Raw genomic sequence first — 18,338 nt, 5'->3', positions numbered from 1 at the left:
TGAAAAAACCCACCGATTTTAGCGGCCGGGCCGGGCGCCCCGTACACTCACCCGTTGGTCCAGGCACGCAGCATCGAGGAGGTTTCTTTTGGGCAACGAAAGCACGGGACGGTTCGTCACGTTCGAGGGCTCGCCGTTCCAGCTGTTTCAACCGTATCCGCCGGCGGGCGACCAGCCGGAGGCCATCGCGCGCCTGGTCGAGGGCGTGCGCGACGGCGAGGCGTTCCAGACGCTGCTGGGCGTCACCGGCTCCGGCAAGACCTACACGATGGCCAACGTGATCGCCCGTCTGGGGCGCCCGGCCATCGTCTTTGCGCCGAACAAGACACTGGCAGCGCAGCTTTACAGCGAGTTTCGCGAGTTCTTTCCGAAGAACGCCGTCGAATACTTTGTCAGTTATTACGATTATTACCAGCCCGAGGCCTACGTCCCGCAGCGCGACCTCTACATCGAAAAGGACAGCGCGATCAACGAGCACATCGAGCAGCTGCGCCTGTCGTGCACCAAGAGCCTGCTGGAGCGGCGCGACGTCGTCATCGTCGCCACCGTCAGCGCGATCTACGGCATCGGCAACCCGGAGCATTACCACCGCATGATCCTGACGCTGCGCGCCGGTGACCGCATCGGCCAGCGTGACATCATCGCGCAGCTCGTGCGCATGCAGTACCAGCGCAACGAGCAGGAATTCGTGCGCGGCAAGTTCCGCGTACGCGGGGACACGATCGACGTGTTCCCGGCGGAGCACTCCGAACTCGCGGTGCGCATCGAGCTGTTCGACGACGAGGTGGAGTCGCTCGCGCTGTTCGACCCGCTCACCGGCCACGTGCGGCAGAAGCTGCCGCGCTTTACCATCTACCCGAGCAGCCACTACGTGACCCCGCGCGAACAGGTGCTGCGCGCGGTGGAGGGCATCAAGCAGGAGCTGGACGCGCGGCTGAAGGAGCTGGTCGCGATGGGCAAGCTGCTGGAGGCGCAGCGGCTGGAGCAGCGCACGCGCTTCGACCTGGAGATGCTGGTCGAGGTCGGGCACTGCAAGGGCATCGAAAACTACACGCGCCACCTCTCCGGCTCCGCGCCGGGCGAGCCCCCCAGCACGCTGACCGATTACCTCCCGCGCGACGCGCTGATGTTCCTGGACGAGAGCCACGTGATGATCGGGCAGCTCGCGGGGATGTACAACGGCGACCGCGCGCGCAAGACGACGCTGGTCGAGTACGGATTTCGCCTGCCCAGCGCGCTGGACAACCGGCCGCTGAAGTTCGAGGAGTTCGAACAGCGCATGCGGCAGGTCATTTTCGTTTCCGCGACGCCGGGGGAGTACGAGTTGCGCCGCTCGTCACAGGTGGTGGAGCAGGTGGTGCGCCCCACGGGCCTGGTGGACCCCGTCGTGGAAGTGCGCCCGGCCACTCACCAGGTCGACGATGTGCTGCAGGAAATCCGCCTGCGCGTGGAGCGCGACGAGCGCGTGCTGGTGACGACGCTCACCAAACGCATGGCCGAGCAGTTGACCGACTACCTGACGGAAAACGGCGTGCGCGTGCGCTACCTGCACTCGGACGTGGACACGGTCGAGCGCGTGGAGATCATCCGCGACCTGCGGCTGGGGGCGTTCGACGTGCTGGTCGGTATCAACCTGCTGCGCGAGGGGCTGGACATCCCCGAGGTGTCGCTGGTAGCGATTCTGGACGCCGACAAGGAGGGTTTCCTGCGCGCCGAGCGCAGCCTCATCCAGACCATCGGCCGCGCGGCACGCAACCTCAACGGCATGGCGATCCTCTACGCCGACACCATCACCGACTCGATGCGCCGCGCGATCGACGAGACCGAGCGCCGCCGCGCCAAGCAGCTCGCCTACAACGCGGCGCACGGTATCACGCCGCGCGGCGTGCACAAGCGCATCAAGGACCTGATCGACGGCGTCGTCAGCGACAAAGCGGCGCAGGAGGCGCAGCGCGAGGCCGAGGTGCGCGCGGCCGCGGCGCTGGTGGAGGAGATGGACGAAAAAGACCTGGCGCGCGAGATCAAGCGGTTGGAAAAACAGATGCTGGAGCACGCGCGCAATCTGGAGTTCGAGGCTGCGGCGCGCGTGCGCGACCGGCTCGCCGCCCTGAAAGACCGCGTGCTCGGCGCGCACGGCAGCGAAGCGGCGGCGTTGGCGTCGCCGTGAGGTGCAGTGCTCCCCCGTTTTGGGGAGCGAGGGCCCGTCCGGGATTGACCACAATCAGGCCATGGCGGACATCACGCGTCTGTATCTGATCGAGGACGACCCCACCATTCTGCGCTTCGTCGAGGCTGCGTTGCGGCAGCGCCCCGACTGGCGGCTGGTGGGGCATTCCGACACCTACGCGCACGCGGAGCGCATGGCGCCGCATAGCCTGGCGGATGTGTTCCTGGTCGATCTGGGGTTGCCGGACGGGCGGGGCGAGGACATGCTGCGGCTGCTGGCCCAGGCGCGGCCCGACGCCGAGCTGCTGGTCTTCACCGTCTTCGGTGACGAGTCGCGCCTGATCCGCGCGCTGCAGATGGGTGCTACGGGCTACGTCCTCAAGGGCTGCAGCGAGGACGAACTGATCGCGGCCATCCAGCAGATCCGCGAGGGGGGTGCCCCCATTTCGCCGCTGCTCGCGCGCATGCTGCTCAAGCAGTTCCGTGCCGCGGGCGCGGAGGCCGGCGCGGTGGCCGATGGCCCGGTGCCCGAGTTGTCGGAGCGGGAGACCGACGTCCTGCGCCTCGTCGCGCAGGGCTACGTGAACAAGGAGATCGCGCAGCGCCTGGGTATCGGGGTCTCGACGGTCAGCACGCACGTCAAAAACCTCTACCGCAAGCTGGCCGTGCACACCCGGGTACAGGTGGTGCGCGCCGCGCAGGCGCGGGGGTTGTTGTGATAGCATGGCTTGACCTGGCCTCTAACGTCATCAGCAAATGCAGGGTCGAATTGATCACCGGCTACGATGATGGCGGCTCGATCGAAGGGGGCGACGATGCGCAGCGTTACAGCTGGGTCGCACGCAGTGACGCCGACGGCACGAGGGCTCGCCGCACCGGGGGTGTCCAGCGCCATGCCATCCATCGAGAATCGCTTGGGGGCCGATGCCTCGGTTCCCATCACCGCGCAAACCGTGTGGCCGGCGGATGCCGCATTCGCTGCATGGGCTGTCATGGTGGGCGGTGTGTTGGTGGTGCTGCTCGCTTGGAGTGTGGCACGTGCCCTGCGACAAAATGGGCTGTTGTGGGCGGCGGCTGCAGCGGGGTTGCATGCTCTCTATGGTTGGAGCTGGGTCGCAGGCCCATGGTCGCTCCAGACTGGGGAGGAGGGCGGCGGTTTGCGCCTTGTGCTCGGTGGGGCATGTCTGGCGGCGCTGCTCGTGACGCTGTGGGTGTTGATGCGACTGGCGCATTCGAGCGGAGGTGGTACGGCAGCCGTTGGCTGGACTGCGTTATCGGCGCTGGTCGATGCCGCGCTCGTCGCGCACGACAGCGGGTTGGTGACGCTCGGTGGCCCGCAGACGCTGGCGGTTTGGGGTAGAGGGCTTGCTGTTGTCGCGCTGGGTGTGGCGGTGCTGGCGTGGGGCCTGGCGCAAATCGATGCATTGCTGCGGTCCAACGGGGTTTTGCGTGAAGAGCTGAATCGGTACGCTGCCGAATGGCGAGGGATGACCGAGCGACTGCGTCGCGCGCAGCGGCAACACGATGTCGACCGAGAGCGACGGCGCATCATGCGAGAGATGCACGACGGGCTGGGCAGCCAACTGGTGCAGGCCCTCAACCTGGTGCGTCAATCCCCTGATGTCGTGGCGCGGGCGTCGATCGAGCCGTTGCTGGTGCAGGCGCTCGATGAGTTACGGCTGACATTGGACTCGCTCGAGCCGATGGAGGGGGATTTACCCGCTGTGCTGGGGACGATACGTCAGCGCTTGGGGCCGACGCTGGAGGCGGCGGGCATCGAGTTGCGCTGGGCCGTGCAAGACGTGGCCCCGCTGCCCATGCTGGATTCGAGAGGGGTTTTGCACCTGTTTCGCTGTCTGCAGGAAATTTTTGCCAACATTGTCAAACACGCGCACGCTCGCACGGTGACGGTGGCGACTTGGCAGCATCGGGATTTTGTCTTGCTCACCGTCGAGGACGATGGGCAAGGGATGCCGCCGGGGACCCTGTCGGGCGCGCAAGGTCGTGGGGTTCGCAACGTGCTGGCGCGGGCGACCAAAATCGGCGCCACCGTTCGTTTTTATGACGCTCATCCCGGCACGGGCGTGCGGTTTTGCTTCTCGCTGCGCTTGGGAAGGCCCGATGCCTCCTGAGGTGTATCGGGGCTGCTGCGGTCGACGTGTGCTGGAGGCGGAGGCCGTGCCTCCTTTTGTCGGATAAATCCCCGTCGCCGTCAGGGATGATGGGGGGCGAATTCCTGACAAAAATATTCGGCTTTTGGTATACTCTAGCGAAACGCTCGGGAATATCCACAACGATCTTCGGTTCCTCGAGTGTGTACCAGGAGTCTGCCATGCGCCTGACCACCAAAGGCCGTTTCGCCGTCACGGCGATGATCGATCTGGCGTTGCGCCAGGCCAGCGGTCCCGTCACGCTCGCCGCGATCAGCCAGCGCCAGCACATTTCGCTGTCGTACCTGGAGCAGCTCTTCGGTAAGCTGCGCCGGCATCATCTGGTCGAGTCCACGCGAGGCCCCGGCGGGGGGTACACGCTCGGGCGCAAGGCGTCCGAGATCACCGTGGCCGACATCATTCTCTCGGTGGACGAGCCGATCGACGCCACGCAGTGCGGCGGCAAGGAAAACTGCCACGGCGAGGGGCAGCGCTGCATGACGCACGACCTGTGGGCGGAGCTCAACGAGCGCATGGTGGAGTTCCTGCGATCGGTGACGCTGCAAAAACTGGTCGACGAACAGCTCGCCCGCGGCGTGGCGGTCGAGCCCGGCCCGTCGATCAAGCGCGCCATCTCGCCCACGCCGGTGGTCAAGCCGGTGCGGGTCAATGCGCCCAACTCAGTGTTTGCGCTGGCCTCGGCCAACGGTCACTGACCATTTTTCCGACGCCCTTTGGAGCCTGCGATGAGCAAGACGCCGCATTTTCCGATTTACATGGACTACAGCGCCACCACGCCGGTGGACCCGCGCGTGGTCGACAAGATGATCCCGTGGCTGTACGAGCATTTCGGCAACCCAGCCTCGCGCAGCCACGCCTGGGGCTGGGAAGCGGAAAAGGCCGTCGAACACGCGCGGGAGCAGGTCGCGGACCTGATCGGGGCCGACCCGCGCGAGATCGTCTGGACCAGCGGCGCGACCGAATCGAACAACCTCGCGCTCAAGGGGGCGGCGCACTTCTACCAGGGCAAGGGCCGGCACATCATCACGGTCAAGACCGAGCACAAGGCGGTGCTCGACACCTGCCGGCACCTGGAGCGTGAAGGCTTCGAGGTCACGTACCTCGACGTCGATCAGGATGGCCTGGTGAACCTGGACGCGTTTCGGGATGCGATCCGGCCCGACACGATCCTGGCCAGCGTGATGTTCGTCAACAACGAGATCGGCGTCATCCAGGACATCGAGGCCATTGGCCAGATCTGCCGGGAAAAGGGCGTGATCTTCCACGTCGACGCCGCGCAGGCGACCGGCAAGGTCGAGATCGACCTCGGCAAGCTGCCGGTCGACCTGATGAGCCTGGCTTCGCACAAGACCTACGGTCCGAAAGGCATCGGCGCGCTGTACGTGCGCCGCAAGCCGCGCGTGCGGCTGGAAGCGCAAATGCACGGCGGCGGGCACGAGCGCGGGCTGCGTTCCGGCACGCTCGCGACGCACCAGTGCGTCGGGATGGGCGAGGCGTTCGCGATCGCCAAGGCCGAGATGCCCACCGAGCTGCCGCGCATCCAGCGCCTCCACGACCGGCTGCTCGCGGGCCTGAGCCAGATCGAGCAGTCGTTCGTCAACGGCCACCCGACCAAGCGCGTGCCGCACAACCTCAACATGAGCTTCAACTACGTCGAGGGCGAGTCCCTGATCATGGGGATCAAGGGGGTGGCCGTCTCCAGCGGCTCCGCCTGTACGTCGGCGAGCCTGGAGCCCAGCTACGTGCTGCGTGCGCTCGGCCGCAGCGACGAGCTCGCCCACAGCAGCCTGCGCATCACGATCGGTCGCTGGACGACCGAGGAGCAGGTGGACTACGCGATCGAGGCCATCAAGGCCAACGTCGAGAAGCTGCGTGAACTCTCGCCGCTGTGGGAGATGTACAAGGACGGCATCGACCTCAACAGCATCCAATGGGCCGCGCACTGACGCGCCATCACGCACCGAAGGAGTACGCACCATGGCATACAGCGACAAGGTCATCGACCACTACGAGAACCCGCGCAACGTCGGCAGCTTCGACAAAAATGACGAGAACGTCGGCACCGGCATGGTCGGCGCGCCCGCCTGTGGCGACGTGATGAAGCTGCAGATCAAGGTGAACCCCGAGACCGGGGTCATCGAGGACGCGCGCTTCAAGACCTACGGCTGCGGTTCGGCGATCGCGTCGAGCTCGCTGGTCACCGAGTGGGTCAAGGGCAAGACGCTGGAAGAAGCCGCGCAGATCAAGAACAGCCAGATCGCCGAAGAGCTGGCGCTGCCGCCGGTGAAGATACACTGTTCGATCCTCGCCGAAGACGCCATCAAGGCGGCGGTCGAGGACTACAAAAAGAAGCACGCCGCGACCAGCGTCGCCGCTTGATCGGGCGGGGCCCGCATCCGCTGCGGCGGGGGCGGGCGTCCACCCCAGACCGCACACCCCTGAACAGGAGCCGAATCCGACATGGCCGTCACCCTCACCGAAGCCGCTGCCCGGCACGTGCAAAAGTACCTCGCCCGCCGGGGGAAGGGCGTCGGCGTCCGCCTGGGCGTCAAGACGACCGGCTGCTCTGGGCTGGCGTACAAGCTCGAATATGCCGATGCGGTGGCGCCCGAGGACATCGTGTTCGAGGCGCACGGGGTGAAGGTGCTCGTCGATCCCAAGAGCCTGCCGTACCTGGACGGCACTGAGCTCGACTTCGTGCGCGAGGGCCTCAACGAAGGCTTCAAGTTCCACAACCCCAATGAGCGGGACCGCTGTGGCTGTGGCGAGTCGTTCCGCGTCTGAGGGCACCGCGGGGCCGTCGCTGCAGGACGACGATTTCGCGCTGTTCGGGTTGCCGCGGCGCTTCGACCTCGACCGCGCGCTGCTCGACGAGCGCTGGAAGGCCCTGCAGCGTCAGGCGCACCCCGACCGCTTCGCGCACCAAGGGGCCGCCGCGCAACGGGTGGCCATGCAGTGGTCGGTGCGCATCAACGAGGCGTATCACCGCCTGCGCGACCCGTTGCGGCGCGCAGCCTACTGGTGCGAACTGCACGGGGTGCCGGTCGACGCCGAATCCAACACCGTAATGCCAGCGGACTTCCTGCTGCAGCAAATGCAGTGGCGCGAGGCGCTGGACGACGCGCGCGATGCGGCCGACATCGAAGCCTTGCTGCAGACGGTCGAGGCGCAGCGCCGCGAGCGGCTGGCGGCGCTGGCCGACGCGATCGACCAGCGCCAGGACGCCCGCGCGGCGGTCGAGCAGGTGCGCGCGCTGATGTTCATCGAGCGGTTCATCGACAGCCTGCACGCGCGACTCGAGCACTGATCACGAATTTTTTCTCCATGGCTTTATTGCAAATCTCCGAGCCGGGCGCGGCGCCCGACCCGCACCAGCGGCGCATCGCCGTGGGCATCGACCTCGGCACCACGCACTCGCTGGTCGCCGCGGTCCGCCACGGCGTGGCCGAATGCCTGCCCGATGAGCAGGGGCGCATCCTGTTGCCGAGCGTCGTTCGCTACCTGCCGCCAGGGTCGCAGCCGTCGCGACAGATCGGGTATGAGGCGCTGGCGGCGCAGGTGGACGACCCCGCCAACACGATCAGCTCCGTCAAGCGCCTGATGGGGCGCTCGCTCGCCGACATCCAGGCGCACGGGGTCGCGGGGCGGCTGCCGTACGCCGTCGCCGAAGGGCCGGGCGGCATCGTCGTGCGCACCGTCGCCGGTGACAAGACGCCGGTCGAGGTCAGCGCCGAGATCCTGGCCACGCTGCGCCAGCGGGCGGAGGACACCTTCGACAGCGAGCTCTACGGCGCCGTCATCACCGTGCCCGCTTACTTCGACGACGCGCAGCGGCAGGCGACCAAGGACGCCGCGCGGCTCGCCGGGCTGAACGTGCTGCGCTTGCTCAACGAGCCGACCGCGGCCGCCATCGCCTACGGGCTCGACAACGCGGCCGAGGGTCTGTACCTCGTCTACGACCTGGGCGGCGGTACGTTCGACGTGTCGCTGCTGCGGCTCACCGTGGGTGTGTTCGAAGTCGTGGCCACCGGCGGGGACTCGGCGCTGGGGGGCGACGACTACGACCGGGCGCTGGCCGACTGGGCGCTGGAGCGGGCGTGTGCGGGGGCGCATGTCGCGGATCTGCCCCCGCGGCAACGCGCCGCGCTGCTGGCCGAGGCGCGCCGCGTAAAAGAGGCGCTGAGCGACCGCCCCGACGACGAGGCGGTCGCGTTGACCGTGCCCGTGGGCGACGGGGCGCAGACCGTCGACGTTCGGCAGGCGGATTTCGAGGCGGCGACGCGCCACCTGACGGAGCGGACGCTGGCCGCGGTGCGGCGCGTCTTGCGCGACGCACGGGTCGGCGCGGACGAAATCCAGGGGGTCGTGATGGTGGGCGGCTCCACGCGCATGCCGGTGGTGCGGCGGGCGGTGGCGGCGCTGTTCGGGCGCGAGCCGCTGACCAACCTCAACCCGGACGAGGTGGTGGCGATCGGCGCGGCCATCCAGGCCAACCAGCTGGCTGGCAATTCGCCGGATGGCGAGATGCTGCTGCTCGACGTTATCCCGCTGTCGCTGGGCATCGAGACGATGGGCGGGCTGGTGGAGCGCATCGTGCCGCGCAACACACCGATTCCGACGGCGCGCGCGCAGGACTTCACGACCTACCGCGACGGCCAGACGGCGCTGGCGATCCACGTCGTGCAGGGCGAGCGCGACCTGGTGCAGGACTGCCGCAGCCTCGCGCGCTTCGAGCTGCGCGGCATTCCGCCGATGGCGGCGGGGGCAGCCCGGATCCGGGTGACGTTCACCGTGGACGCGGACGGGCTGCTGACCGTCAGCGCACGGGAGCTCAGCACCGGCGTCGAGGCGCACGTCAACGTCAAACCGTCCTACGGCCTGACCGACGAGCAGATCGCCCGCATGCTGCAGGAGGGCTTTGCCACCGCCGAGCAGGACATGCAGCAGCGCGCCCTGATCGAAGCGCGGGTGGAGGCCGAGCGGATGCTAGAAGCCACGCGCAGTGCGCTGGCCACCGACGGTGACCTGCTCGAGGCGGCGGAGCGCGCCCAGATCGATGCCCTGATGGCGGCGCTGGAAGCGGCCCGCGGGGGGACCGATGCCGCGGCGATCGACGCCGCCACCGAGGCGCTGGCCAAAGGGACGGAAGCCTTTGCCGCCCGCCGCATGAACCGCAGCATCGCCCAGGCGCTGGCCGGGCGGCATGTGGAGAATCTTTGAATGCCTGCGATCACCGTCTTGCCCCATCCTGAGATTTGCCCGCAGGGCGCCACCATCCACGCGCCCACCGGCACGAGCCTGTGCGAGGCGCTGCTGGACCACGATATCGAGATCGAGCACGCGTGCGAGATGAGCTGCGCCTGCACGACGTGCCATGTCATCGTGCGGCAGGGCTACGAGTCGCTCAACGAACCCTCCGAGGAGGAGGAAGACATGCTCGACAAGGCGTGGGGCCTGGAGCCGCAGTCCCGCCTGAGCTGTCAGGCGCGGCTCGGAACGCGCGACGTGACGATCGAAATTCCGCGCTACACCATCAACCACGCCCGCGAACGCCACTGAGCGGCCGGTCCCATGCGCCAGATCGTCCTCGACACCGAAACCACGGGCCTGTCGCCGCAGGACGGCGACCGCATCATCGAAATCGGCTGCGTGGAACTGGTCAACCGCCAGCTCACGGGCAACAACCGGCATTACTACCTCAACCCCGAACGCGACATCCACGAGGACGCGCTGCGGGTGCACGGCATCACGCTCGAGTTCCTGGCGGACAAGCCGCGCTTCGCCGACATCGCGCCGGAACTGCTCGACTACCTGCAGGGGGCGGAGCTGATTATCCACAACGCGCCGTTCGACCTGGGTTTTCTGGACGCGGAGTTCGGGCGGCTGGGGCTGGGGCCGACGCGGCGGCTGGTGCGCGGGGTCATCGACACGCTGGTGATGGCCAAGGAGATGTGGCCCGGCAAGCGCAACGGGCTGGACGCCCTGTGCGATCGGCTGGGGGTCGACAACTCCGGCCGGCAGTTGCACGGCGCGCTGCTGGACGCCGAATTGCTCGCCGACGTCTACATTTACATGACGCGCGGGCAGGAGTCGCTCGTCATCGACGTGCGCGGGGATGACGCGGGGCAGGGCGGCTCGGTCGAGCGCCGCGATCTGTCGGGCTTTACGCTGCCCGTGCTGCGCGCGAGCGACGCGGAATGCGCCGAACACGAGGCGCTGCTCGCCGCCCTCGACAAGGAATCCAAGGGACGTACGGTCTGGCGCCGGCACGAGCCCGCGGCCCCTGTCACGGGCTAAAAGGAGGGGATCCCCAGACCTGGACGGGCGCTCGCAACCGCTTCAGTGCGCACTGGGTACCGGAGAGGTGGGAAAAGTCGGCTATAATTTCGTTCATCGACAGGGTGATTAGCTCAGCGGTAGAGCACTGCCTTCACACGGCAGGGGTCGTAGGTTCGAACCCTGCATCACCCACCAAACAATGGCCCGTAGCACGATGTGCTCCGGGCTTTTTGTTTTGACGTGTGCAGGAAGCTGCGTCGCAGACCCAGAGTCTGGAAAGCCTTCCTTTTGCAGGGGCTGACCGGTCGGCTTTCGACTCGCGGGTCGACCGATGCAGCGCCCTCAGGCCATCACATTGAGGCGGGTGCCGAGGCTGCCTTCCGTGGCAAGGGGCAGTTCACCGGTCGGGTTGGGCTGCGGCAGCGCGTTGAGCAGCGCCATCGCACCCTGCTGCTCGAGCTGCAGGGCCTTACGCAGCACCATCACCTGTGCGGCGTCCGGCGTTTCGGCCACCGAAGTGGCGGCTTGCGTCACGATCGACGGGGTGGGAGCAATGTTCATAGATCGAAGCGTAACGCCAACGGCGCCGGCGTGCAACCACCCAGAGCCACCATCGAAGCCACCGCCGAAAACCGGCATCGCAGGACGTGGCAAGCCAGCCGGCGATATGGTCAGCGGCATGGATCGCCCGCAGTCCAGCCGGCATTGCGGGATGCAGGGAGTGCAGGGGCGTGCCCGGCGCGGTGCCTGCCCGCCACGCGCGCCGGCTTGTCCCCACGGTCGTCAGGGTCATGCAAGACACGTCTCTCCATAATGGCAGCATTGCCCGACAGCCCGAGGAGAGACCCCATGAGCCAAACCGACTACGCCACGTTCTACCGCCGCTCGATCGACGATCGTGACGCGTTCTGGGCCGAGCAGGCCCGTCTGGTCGACTGGCACCGGCCGTTCGACCGGGTGTGCAACTATGACAACCCGCCGTTTGCGCGCTGGTTCGAAGGCGGGCTGACCAATCTGTGCCACAACGCGGTGGACCGCCATCTCGCCGAGCGGGCCGATCAAAACGCATTGATCTACGTATCGACCGAGACCGAAACGGAGCGCGTCTACACGTATCGGGAGCTGCACGCGGAGGTGCAGCGTATGGCGGCCATCCTGCGCTCGCTCGGGGTGGGCAAGGGCGACCGCGTGCTGATTTACATGCCGATGATTCCGGAGGCGGCGTTCGCGATGCTGGCGTGCGTGCGCATCGGCGCCATCCACTCGGTGGTGTTCGGGGGGTTCGCCAGCCACAGCCTGGCCACGCGCATCGACGACGCCGCGCCGAAGGTGATCGTCAGCGCCGACGCCGGTATGCGCGCCGGCAAGGTGGTCCCCTACAAACACCTGCTGGATGAAGCGATCCGCCTCTCGGCCCATAAGCCCGAGCGGGTGTTGATGGTCAACCGCGGGCTGGCGGCGCTCGATCCGGTGGCGGGCCGTGACGTGGACTACGCGGCACTGCGCGCGCAGCACCTGGACGCGCAAGTGCCGTGCGAGTGGGTGGAGAGCACCCACCCCAGCTACATCCTGTACACCAGCGGGACGACGGGCAAGCCCAAGGGCGTGCAACGCGACACCGGCGGCTACGCGGTGGCGCTCGCCGCCTCGATGCGCCACATCTACATGGCCCAGCCCGGCGAGACCTACTTCTCGACCAGCGACATCGGCTGGGTCGTGGGGCACAGCTACATCATCTATGGGCCGCTGATCAACGGCATGGCCACGATCATGTACGAGGGCACGCCGATCCGGCCCGACGCCGGCATCTGGTGGCGGCTGGTGCAGGACTACCGGGTCACGGTGATGTTCACCGCCCCCACCGCCGCGCGCGTGCTGAAAAAACAGGATCCGGCGTACCTGACGAAGTATGACCTGAGCAGCCTGCGGGCGCTCTTCCTGGCCGGGGAGCCGTTGGACGAGCCCACCGCGACGTGGATGGCGCAGGCGATCGGCAAACCCGTCATCGACAACTACTGGCAGACGGAAACGGGCTGGCCGATCCTGGCGATCTGCAACGGCGTGGAGCCGGCACCCACCAAGTTCGGCTCGCCGGGCAAGGCGGTGTATGGCTACGACGTGCGCCTGATCGACGAGAACACGGGCGAGGAGATCACGGACCCCCACCGCAAGGGCGTCATCGCGGTGCAGGGGCCGCTGCCACCGGGGTGCCTGCAGACCGTGTGGGGCGACGATGCGCGCTACGTCAAGACCTACTGGTCCAGCATCCCGGGGCGGCAGATGTACAGCACGTTCGACTGGGGCGTGCGCGACGCCGACGGCTACTACTACATCCTGGGCCGCACCGACGACGTGATCAACGTGGCCGGCCACCGCCTCGGCACGCGCGAGATCGAGGAAAGTATCTCCAGCCACCCGGCGGTGGCGGAGGTGGCCGTGGTCGGCGTGGCCGACGCGCTCAAAGGGCAGGTGGCGGTGGCGTTCGCGGTATTGAAGGATCCCTCGCGTGCCGCCACCGAAGCCGATGCCCTCCAGCTCGAAGGCGAAATCATGAAGGTCGTCGACGAGCAACTGGGGGCGGTGGCGCGGCCGGCGCGCGTGCGCTTCGTGTCGCTGTTGCCCAAGACGCGCAGCGGCAAGCTGCTGCGCCGGGCGATCCAGGCGGTGTGCGAGGGGCGAGATCCGGGCGACCTCACGACGCTCGACGATCCGACCGCGCTGCAGCAGATCCGCGAGCTGATGCAGCCGCGCTGACGCGTGCCGCTGGCCGGTGACACCGGCCATTTGGGTGTTCGGACGGTTTGTGGGTATGATCGGCTCCTCCGTTCGTACGCTTATATATGCAACAACTGACCGATACCGACGCCGTCGTCGACAAAAACCGGGTGTTCGAGCTGGCCGCGGAGTTGTTTGGCATCCTGGCCACGCCGACCCGGCTGCGCATCCTCAACGCGCTGTGCGACAAGGAGAAATCGGTATCGGAACTGCTCGCCGAAATCGACACCACCCAGCCCAATTTGTCGCAGCATCTGAACCTGCTGTATCGGGCGGGGGTGCTCGCCAAACGCAAAGAAGGCACGCAGGTGTATTACCGCGTGCAGAGCGAGCAGGCGGTCGCGCTGTGCCGCACCGTCTGCACGCAGATCGCGATCGAGCTGGACGAGCCCGGCGGGGTGCCGACCAGCCAGCGCCTGTCGCCACGGCAGAATTGATCGGCGCACGGGTTTTTCTGCGGGTGAGATAGCCCCCTGAATCCCCGGACCCGTCCTATCGCTTATCGTTGAGGATAGGAGTAGGACTGTGAGTACGACCAGGCATACGGACACTGTTGAAGTCATCTTGAAAGACCAGCGCCGCAGGCGCTGGTCCCCTGCGGAGAAAGCCGCGCTGGTGCGGCGCACCTACGAGCCGGGCATGAGTGTGTCGCTGGTGGCGCGGCAGGAAGGCGTCGCAGCCAGCTTGCTGTTCCAGTGGAGAAAGCTCGATCGCCAAGGCGCCCTGACGGCCGTCAGGGCCGGGGAAGCAGTGGTTCCGGCCTCGGAACTGGCCGCTGCTCGAGCCGAGATCGCCAAGCTCCAGCGGGTGCTGGGCAAGAAGACCCTGGAGAACGAAATCCTCAAGGAAGCCGTGGAGTACGCCGCCGAAAAAAAGTGGATTGCGCGCTCGCCCTTGTTGCCCGGGGACGACCAATGAAGACGGTCTGCCGGGCGCTGGGCGTGGCGCGCTCGCATGTGCATGAGCGGCACCACCGCCGCGAGGACTGGCGCGATGCTCGCCAGGGGCGCACGCCAGCGGGCGATGCGCAGCTGCTGGCTGAGATCCGGGAGCAGATCGCCGATCTGCCCAGCTACGGGTATCGACGCGCCTGTGCCCTGGTCAACCGTCAGCGCAGCGCACAGGGCGGCACACGGGTCAACCCCAAACGGGTCTACCGCGTGATGGCCCAGGCCGGGCTGTTGCTGCCCAAGGCAGCCCGACGGCGCCATGGCAGCCGCAAGCACGAGGGTCGCGTTGCCGTGGGGCGCAGCGATATGCGCTGGTGCTCCGATGGGCTGCAGATCAAGTGCGACTCGGGGCAGACGGTGAGCGCCACGTTCACCAAAGATTGCTGCGACCGCGAAGTGATCGCCTGGCGGGCATGGGAGGGCAAAGGGCTGCCCGGTGAGCCGGTGCGCGAGATGTTGATCGAGGCGGTGGAAAAACGCTTTGGCTCGGTGGAGGCGCTGCCCCCTGATCACAGGCTGGAATTCCTCAGCGACAACGGCAGCGCCTACATCGCAGCCCAGACCCGAGCAGTGGCGCGTTCACTGGGCCTCAAGCCGATCAACACGCCGGTGTGCAGTCCGCAGAGCAACGGCATGGCCGAGAGCTTCGTCAACACGTTCAAGCGCGACTACGTGGCCCGCATGGACCTGAGCGATGCGGCCACCGTGCTGGCTCAGTTGCCAGCGGCATTCGAGCACTTCAACGAGGTGCATCCGCACTCGTCGTTGAAAATGCGTTCACCCAGAGAGTTCCGGCGGCATCAGGCCGCCCAGGCACGCCGCTCAACCATCAAGGACGCGGCGTTACGTTGCGAATAGGACGGGTCCGGGAATACGGGGGCAAGATCACGGGAATGGGCGGGGCCGCTCGATTCCTTTTTTGCCGCCGTGCCGGTTTTGATGGCACAATCCACGCTGCACAGGCCCTTCCAGTGTCACTGTCGCGTCCGCTAACCGGTTCAGCCGTGTCGCGGAAGGTTTTTCCAACCCGCTAGTCTCCCCGGAGGGAGACGGAGGTCAGCGATCCCATGAGTCAGACCGCCAGCGTCTATCAGGCCTTTGGCGCCAACTCGTACCTCTTCGGGGGCAATGCGCCCTACGTCGAGGAGATGTACGAGAAATACCTCACCGACCCCACCAGCGTTCCCGAATCGTGGCGCGACTATTTCGACGCGCTGCAAAACGTGCCGGCCGTCGACGGCAGCGACGCGCGTGACATTCCGCACATGCCGGTCATCGCGGCGTTTGCGGAACTCGCCAAGCAGGGCACGACCCAGGTGGTGGCGGCGTACGGGGCGGACTCCGACCTGGGACGCAAGCGCGTCGCCACGCAGCAGCTGATCGCCGCTTACCGCAACATCGGTGTGCGCTGGGCCAACCTCGACCCGCTCAAGCGCGCCGAGCGCGAGAACATCCCCGAACTCGATCCGGCCTTCTACGGCCTGACCGACGCCGACCTGGAGACGGTGTTCAACACCAGCAACACCTACTTCGGCAAGGAGACGATGTCGCTGCGCGAGCTGCTCAACGCGCTGCGCGAGACCTACTGCGGCACGATCGGCGCCGAGTACATGTACATCACCGACCAGACGCAAAAGCGCTGGTGGCAGGAAAAGCTCGAAAGCATCCGCAGCAAGCCCAATTTCACCGCGGACAAAAAGAAGCACATCCTCTACAACCTGACGGCGGCCGAAGGGTTGGAGCGCTATCTGCACACCAAGTACGTGGGGCAGAAGCGCTTCTCGCTCGAGGGTGGCGAGAGCTTCATCGCCTCGATGGACGAGCTGATCCAGCAGGCCGGCGCGCGCGGCGTGCAGGAGATCGTCATCGGCATGGCGCACCGCGGGCGGCTCAACGTGCTGGTCAACGTCATGGGCAAGATGCCCAAGGATCTGTTTGCCGAGTTCGAGCACACGGCGCCCGAGGACCTGCCGGCCGGTGACGTGAAGTACCACCAGGGCTTCAGCTCGGACGTGTCCACCCCCGGTGGGCCGGTGCACCTGAGCCTGGCGTTCAACCCGTCGCACCTGGAAATCGTCAACCCGGTGGTCGAGGGGTCGGCGCGGGCGCGCATGGACCGCCGGGGCGACAAGCGCGGCGACCAGGTGCTGCCGGTGCTGGTGCACGGCGACGCCGCGTTCGCCGGCCAGGGCGTGGTGATGGAGACGCTGGCGCTGGCGCAGACGCGCGGCTACTTCACTGGCGGCACGGTGCACATCGTCATCAACAACCAGATCGGCTTCACGACCTCGGACCCGCGCGACAGCCGCTCGACGCTGTACTGCACCGACGTCGTGAAGATGATCGAGGCGCCGGTGCTGCACGTCAACGGCGACGACCCGGAGGCGGTGGTGCTGGCCACGCAGCTCGCGGTGGAGTTCCGCCAGACCTTCCGCAAGGATGTCGTCATCGACATCGTGTGCTTCCGCAAGCTGGGCCACAACGAGCAGGACACGCCGTCGCTGACCCAGCCGCTGATGTACAAGAAGATCGCGCAGCACCCGGGCACGCGCAAGCTGTACGGCGACAAGCTGGTGGCGCAGGGGGTGCTACCGGCCGACGGCCCGGACGAAATGGTCAAGGCCTACCGCGCGATGCTCGACGAAGGTCGCCGCACCGTCGACCCGGTGCTGACCAACTACAAGAGCAAGTACGCGGTGGACTGGGCGCCGTTCCTCGGCAGGAAGTGGACGGACGCCGCGGACACGGCGATTCCGCTGTCCGAGTGGAAGCGGCTGGCCGAGCGCATCACGACGGTGCCGGACAACATCACGCCGCACCAGCTCGTCAAGAAAGTGCTCGCCGACCGCGCCGCGATGGGGCGCGGCGAGATCAACGTCGACTGGGGCATGGGCGAGCACATGGCGTTCGCGTCACTGGTGGCCAGCGGCTATGGCGTGCGCCTCTCCGGTGAGGACTGCGGGCGCGGGACGTTCACGCACCGCCACGCCGTCATCCACGACCAGAACCGCGAAAAGTGGGACGAGGGCACCTACATCCCGCTGCAAAACGTCGCGGACAACCAGGCGCCGTTCACCGTCATCGACTCCATCCTGTCCGAAGAGGCGGTGCTGGGCTTCGAGTACGGTTACGCCTCCAACGACCCGAACACGCTGGTGATCTGGGAGGCGCAGTTCGGGGACTTTGCCAACGGTGCGCAGGTCGTCATCGACCAGTTCATCGCATCGGGAGAGGTGAAGTGGGGCCGCGTCAACGGCATCACGCTCTTCCTGCCGCACGGCTACGAGGGCCAAGGCCCGGAGCACAGCTCCGCGCGCATCGAGCGCTTCATGCAGCTCGCCGCCGACACCAACATGCAGGTGGTGCAGCCCACCACGGCCAGCCAGATCTTCCACCTGCTGCGCCGGCAGATGCTGCGCAACCTGCGCAAGCCGCTGATCGTCTTCACGCCGAAGTCGCTGCTGCGGCACAAGGACGCGACCTCGCCGCTGTCGGAGTTCATCAAGGGCGGGTTCCAGACCGTGATCCCGGAACAAAACGCCGACATCGTGAAGAACGCCCAACGCGTCAAGCGCGTGATCGTGTGCTCCGGCAAGGTGTACTACGACCTCGTCAAGAAGCGCGAGGAAAAGGGGGCCAACGACGTCGCCATCGTGCGTATCGAGCAGCTCTATCCGTTCCCGCACAAGGTGTTCGCCGCGGAACTGAAGCGCTACCCGAACGCCACCGACATCGTGTGGTGCCAGGATGAGCCGCAGAACCAGGGACCGTGGTTCTTCGTGCAGCACAACATCCACGAGAACATGCTCGACGGCCAGCGCCTGGGCTATGCCGGCCGCGCCGCTTCGGCGTCGCCCGCGGTGGGGTACGCCCACCTGCACCAGGAGCAGCAGAAGGCCCTGGTGGAAGCCGCTTTCGGCCGGCTCAAGGGCTTCATCCTGACCAAGTGACGTGACGCTGCCCGCGTGCGGTCGCAGCACGCGGGCGGGCCCCCTTT

16 protein-coding genes and 1 tRNA gene are annotated in these 18,338 nt (G+C 66.9%); 16 read left to right on the top strand and 1 reads right to left on the bottom strand.

The features are described from left to right. The first annotated feature begins 88 nt into the window (after positions 1 to 88). The 12 genes from uvrB (at position 89) to LCC91_RS05435 (ending at position 10,811) form a co-directional block, all read left to right on the top strand. A complete protein-coding gene (gene uvrB / locus LCC91_RS05490) occupies positions 89 to 2,167 on the top strand; it encodes an excinuclease ABC subunit UvrB (RefSeq protein ID WP_043703459.1) in 2,079 nt (692 codons plus the stop codon). A 61-nt stretch (positions 2,168 to 2,228) separates the two neighbouring features. Next, complete coding sequence (locus LCC91_RS05485; RefSeq protein ID WP_043703457.1) at positions 2,229 to 2,885, top strand: LuxR C-terminal-related transcriptional regulator; 657 nt, start codon at positions 2,229 to 2,231, stop codon at positions 2,883 to 2,885. 174 nt (positions 2,886 to 3,059) lie between these two features. Further along, positions 3,060 to 4,298, top strand: a complete 1,239-nt coding sequence (locus LCC91_RS05480) for a sensor histidine kinase (RefSeq protein ID WP_224441036.1) — start codon at positions 3,060 to 3,062, stop codon at positions 4,296 to 4,298. A gap of 200 nt (positions 4,299 to 4,498) precedes the next feature. Continuing rightward, on the top strand, positions 4,499 to 5,032 hold the full coding sequence (gene iscR, locus LCC91_RS05475; RefSeq protein ID WP_043703455.1) for a Fe-S cluster assembly transcriptional regulator IscR: 534 nt from the start codon (positions 4,499 to 4,501) through the stop codon (positions 5,030 to 5,032). Between the two features lie 30 nt (positions 5,033 to 5,062). Continuing rightward, a complete protein-coding gene (locus LCC91_RS05470; protein WP_043703454.1) occupies positions 5,063 to 6,283 on the top strand; it encodes an IscS subfamily cysteine desulfurase in 1,221 nt (406 codons plus the stop codon). A 31-nt stretch (positions 6,284 to 6,314) separates the two neighbouring features. Beyond that, the gene (iscU, locus tag LCC91_RS05465) at positions 6,315 to 6,716 is read left to right on the top strand and encodes a Fe-S cluster assembly scaffold IscU (RefSeq protein WP_043703452.1); all 402 of its coding nucleotides are present in this window, start codon (positions 6,315 to 6,317) and stop codon (positions 6,714 to 6,716) included. Between the two features lie 81 nt (positions 6,717 to 6,797). Further along, a complete protein-coding gene (gene iscA, locus LCC91_RS05460) occupies positions 6,798 to 7,121 on the top strand; it encodes an iron-sulfur cluster assembly protein IscA (protein ID WP_043703450.1) in 324 nt (107 codons plus the stop codon). After that, positions 7,099 to 7,644 (top strand): Fe-S protein assembly co-chaperone HscB, encoded by a 546-nt coding sequence (gene hscB, locus LCC91_RS05455; RefSeq protein WP_224441035.1) that lies wholly within the window; start codon positions 7,099 to 7,101, stop codon positions 7,642 to 7,644. Before iscA ends, hscB begins: the two co-directional genes overlap by 23 nt. A 17-nt stretch (positions 7,645 to 7,661) precedes the next feature. Next, positions 7,662 to 9,557, top strand: coding sequence for a Fe-S protein assembly chaperone HscA (gene hscA / locus LCC91_RS05450; RefSeq protein ID WP_058616252.1), 1,896 nt, complete (start codon positions 7,662 to 7,664; stop codon positions 9,555 to 9,557). After that, positions 9,558 to 9,896 (top strand): ISC system 2Fe-2S type ferredoxin, encoded by a 339-nt coding sequence (fdx, locus tag LCC91_RS05445; RefSeq protein ID WP_043703446.1) that lies wholly within the window; start codon positions 9,558 to 9,560, stop codon positions 9,894 to 9,896. 12 nt (positions 9,897 to 9,908) lie between these two features. Then, complete coding sequence (gene dnaQ, locus LCC91_RS05440) at positions 9,909 to 10,634, top strand: DNA polymerase III subunit epsilon (protein WP_143898179.1); 726 nt, start codon at positions 9,909 to 9,911, stop codon at positions 10,632 to 10,634. Positions 10,635 to 10,736: 102 nt separating this feature from the next. Beyond that, a tRNA-Val gene (locus LCC91_RS05435) sits at positions 10,737 to 10,811 on the top strand. Positions 10,812 to 10,958: 147 nt separating this feature from the next. Here the strand turns inward: LCC91_RS05435 and LCC91_RS05430 are convergent. Further along, positions 10,959 to 11,177, bottom strand: coding sequence for a hypothetical protein (locus LCC91_RS05430; protein WP_043703443.1), 219 nt, complete (start codon positions 11,175 to 11,177; stop codon positions 10,959 to 10,961). 288 nt (positions 11,178 to 11,465) lie between these two features. Between LCC91_RS05430 and LCC91_RS05425 the strand changes: the two genes are divergently transcribed. The 4 genes from LCC91_RS05425 (at position 11,466) to LCC91_RS05410 (ending at position 18,291) form a co-directional block, all read left to right on the top strand. After that, the gene (locus LCC91_RS05425; protein WP_143898177.1) at positions 11,466 to 13,370 is read left to right on the top strand and encodes a propionate--CoA ligase; all 1,905 of its coding nucleotides are present in this window, start codon (positions 11,466 to 11,468) and stop codon (positions 13,368 to 13,370) included. 86 nt (positions 13,371 to 13,456) lie between these two features. Continuing rightward, positions 13,457 to 13,828 carry an ArsR/SmtB family transcription factor gene (locus LCC91_RS05420; protein WP_043703440.1) on the top strand — a complete coding sequence of 124 codons (372 nt, stop codon included), beginning with the start codon at positions 13,457 to 13,459 and terminating at the stop codon, positions 13,826 to 13,828. 88 nt (positions 13,829 to 13,916) lie between these two features. Next, positions 13,917 to 15,199 (top strand): IS3 family transposase gene (locus LCC91_RS05415; RefSeq protein WP_224440896.1). Its coding sequence is split into 2 segments (ribosomal slippage): positions 13,917 to 14,253 and positions 14,253 to 15,199, totalling 1,284 coding nucleotides; the frame shifts between segments, so codons are not numbered across the junction. Between the two features lie 209 nt (positions 15,200 to 15,408). After that, a complete protein-coding gene (locus LCC91_RS05410) occupies positions 15,409 to 18,291 on the top strand; it encodes a 2-oxoglutarate dehydrogenase E1 component (protein WP_043702533.1) in 2,883 nt (960 codons plus the stop codon). Positions 18,292 to 18,338 lie beyond the last annotated feature (47 nt).

Origin of the sequence: Tepidimonas taiwanensis, assembly GCF_020162115.1 — a bacterium.
GTDB lineage: Bacteria > Pseudomonadota > Gammaproteobacteria > Burkholderiales > Burkholderiaceae_C > Tepidimonas > Tepidimonas taiwanensis.
The sequence above is the reverse complement of the archived record's forward strand: the minus strand, read 5'-3'. Positions and strand labels throughout refer to the sequence as shown.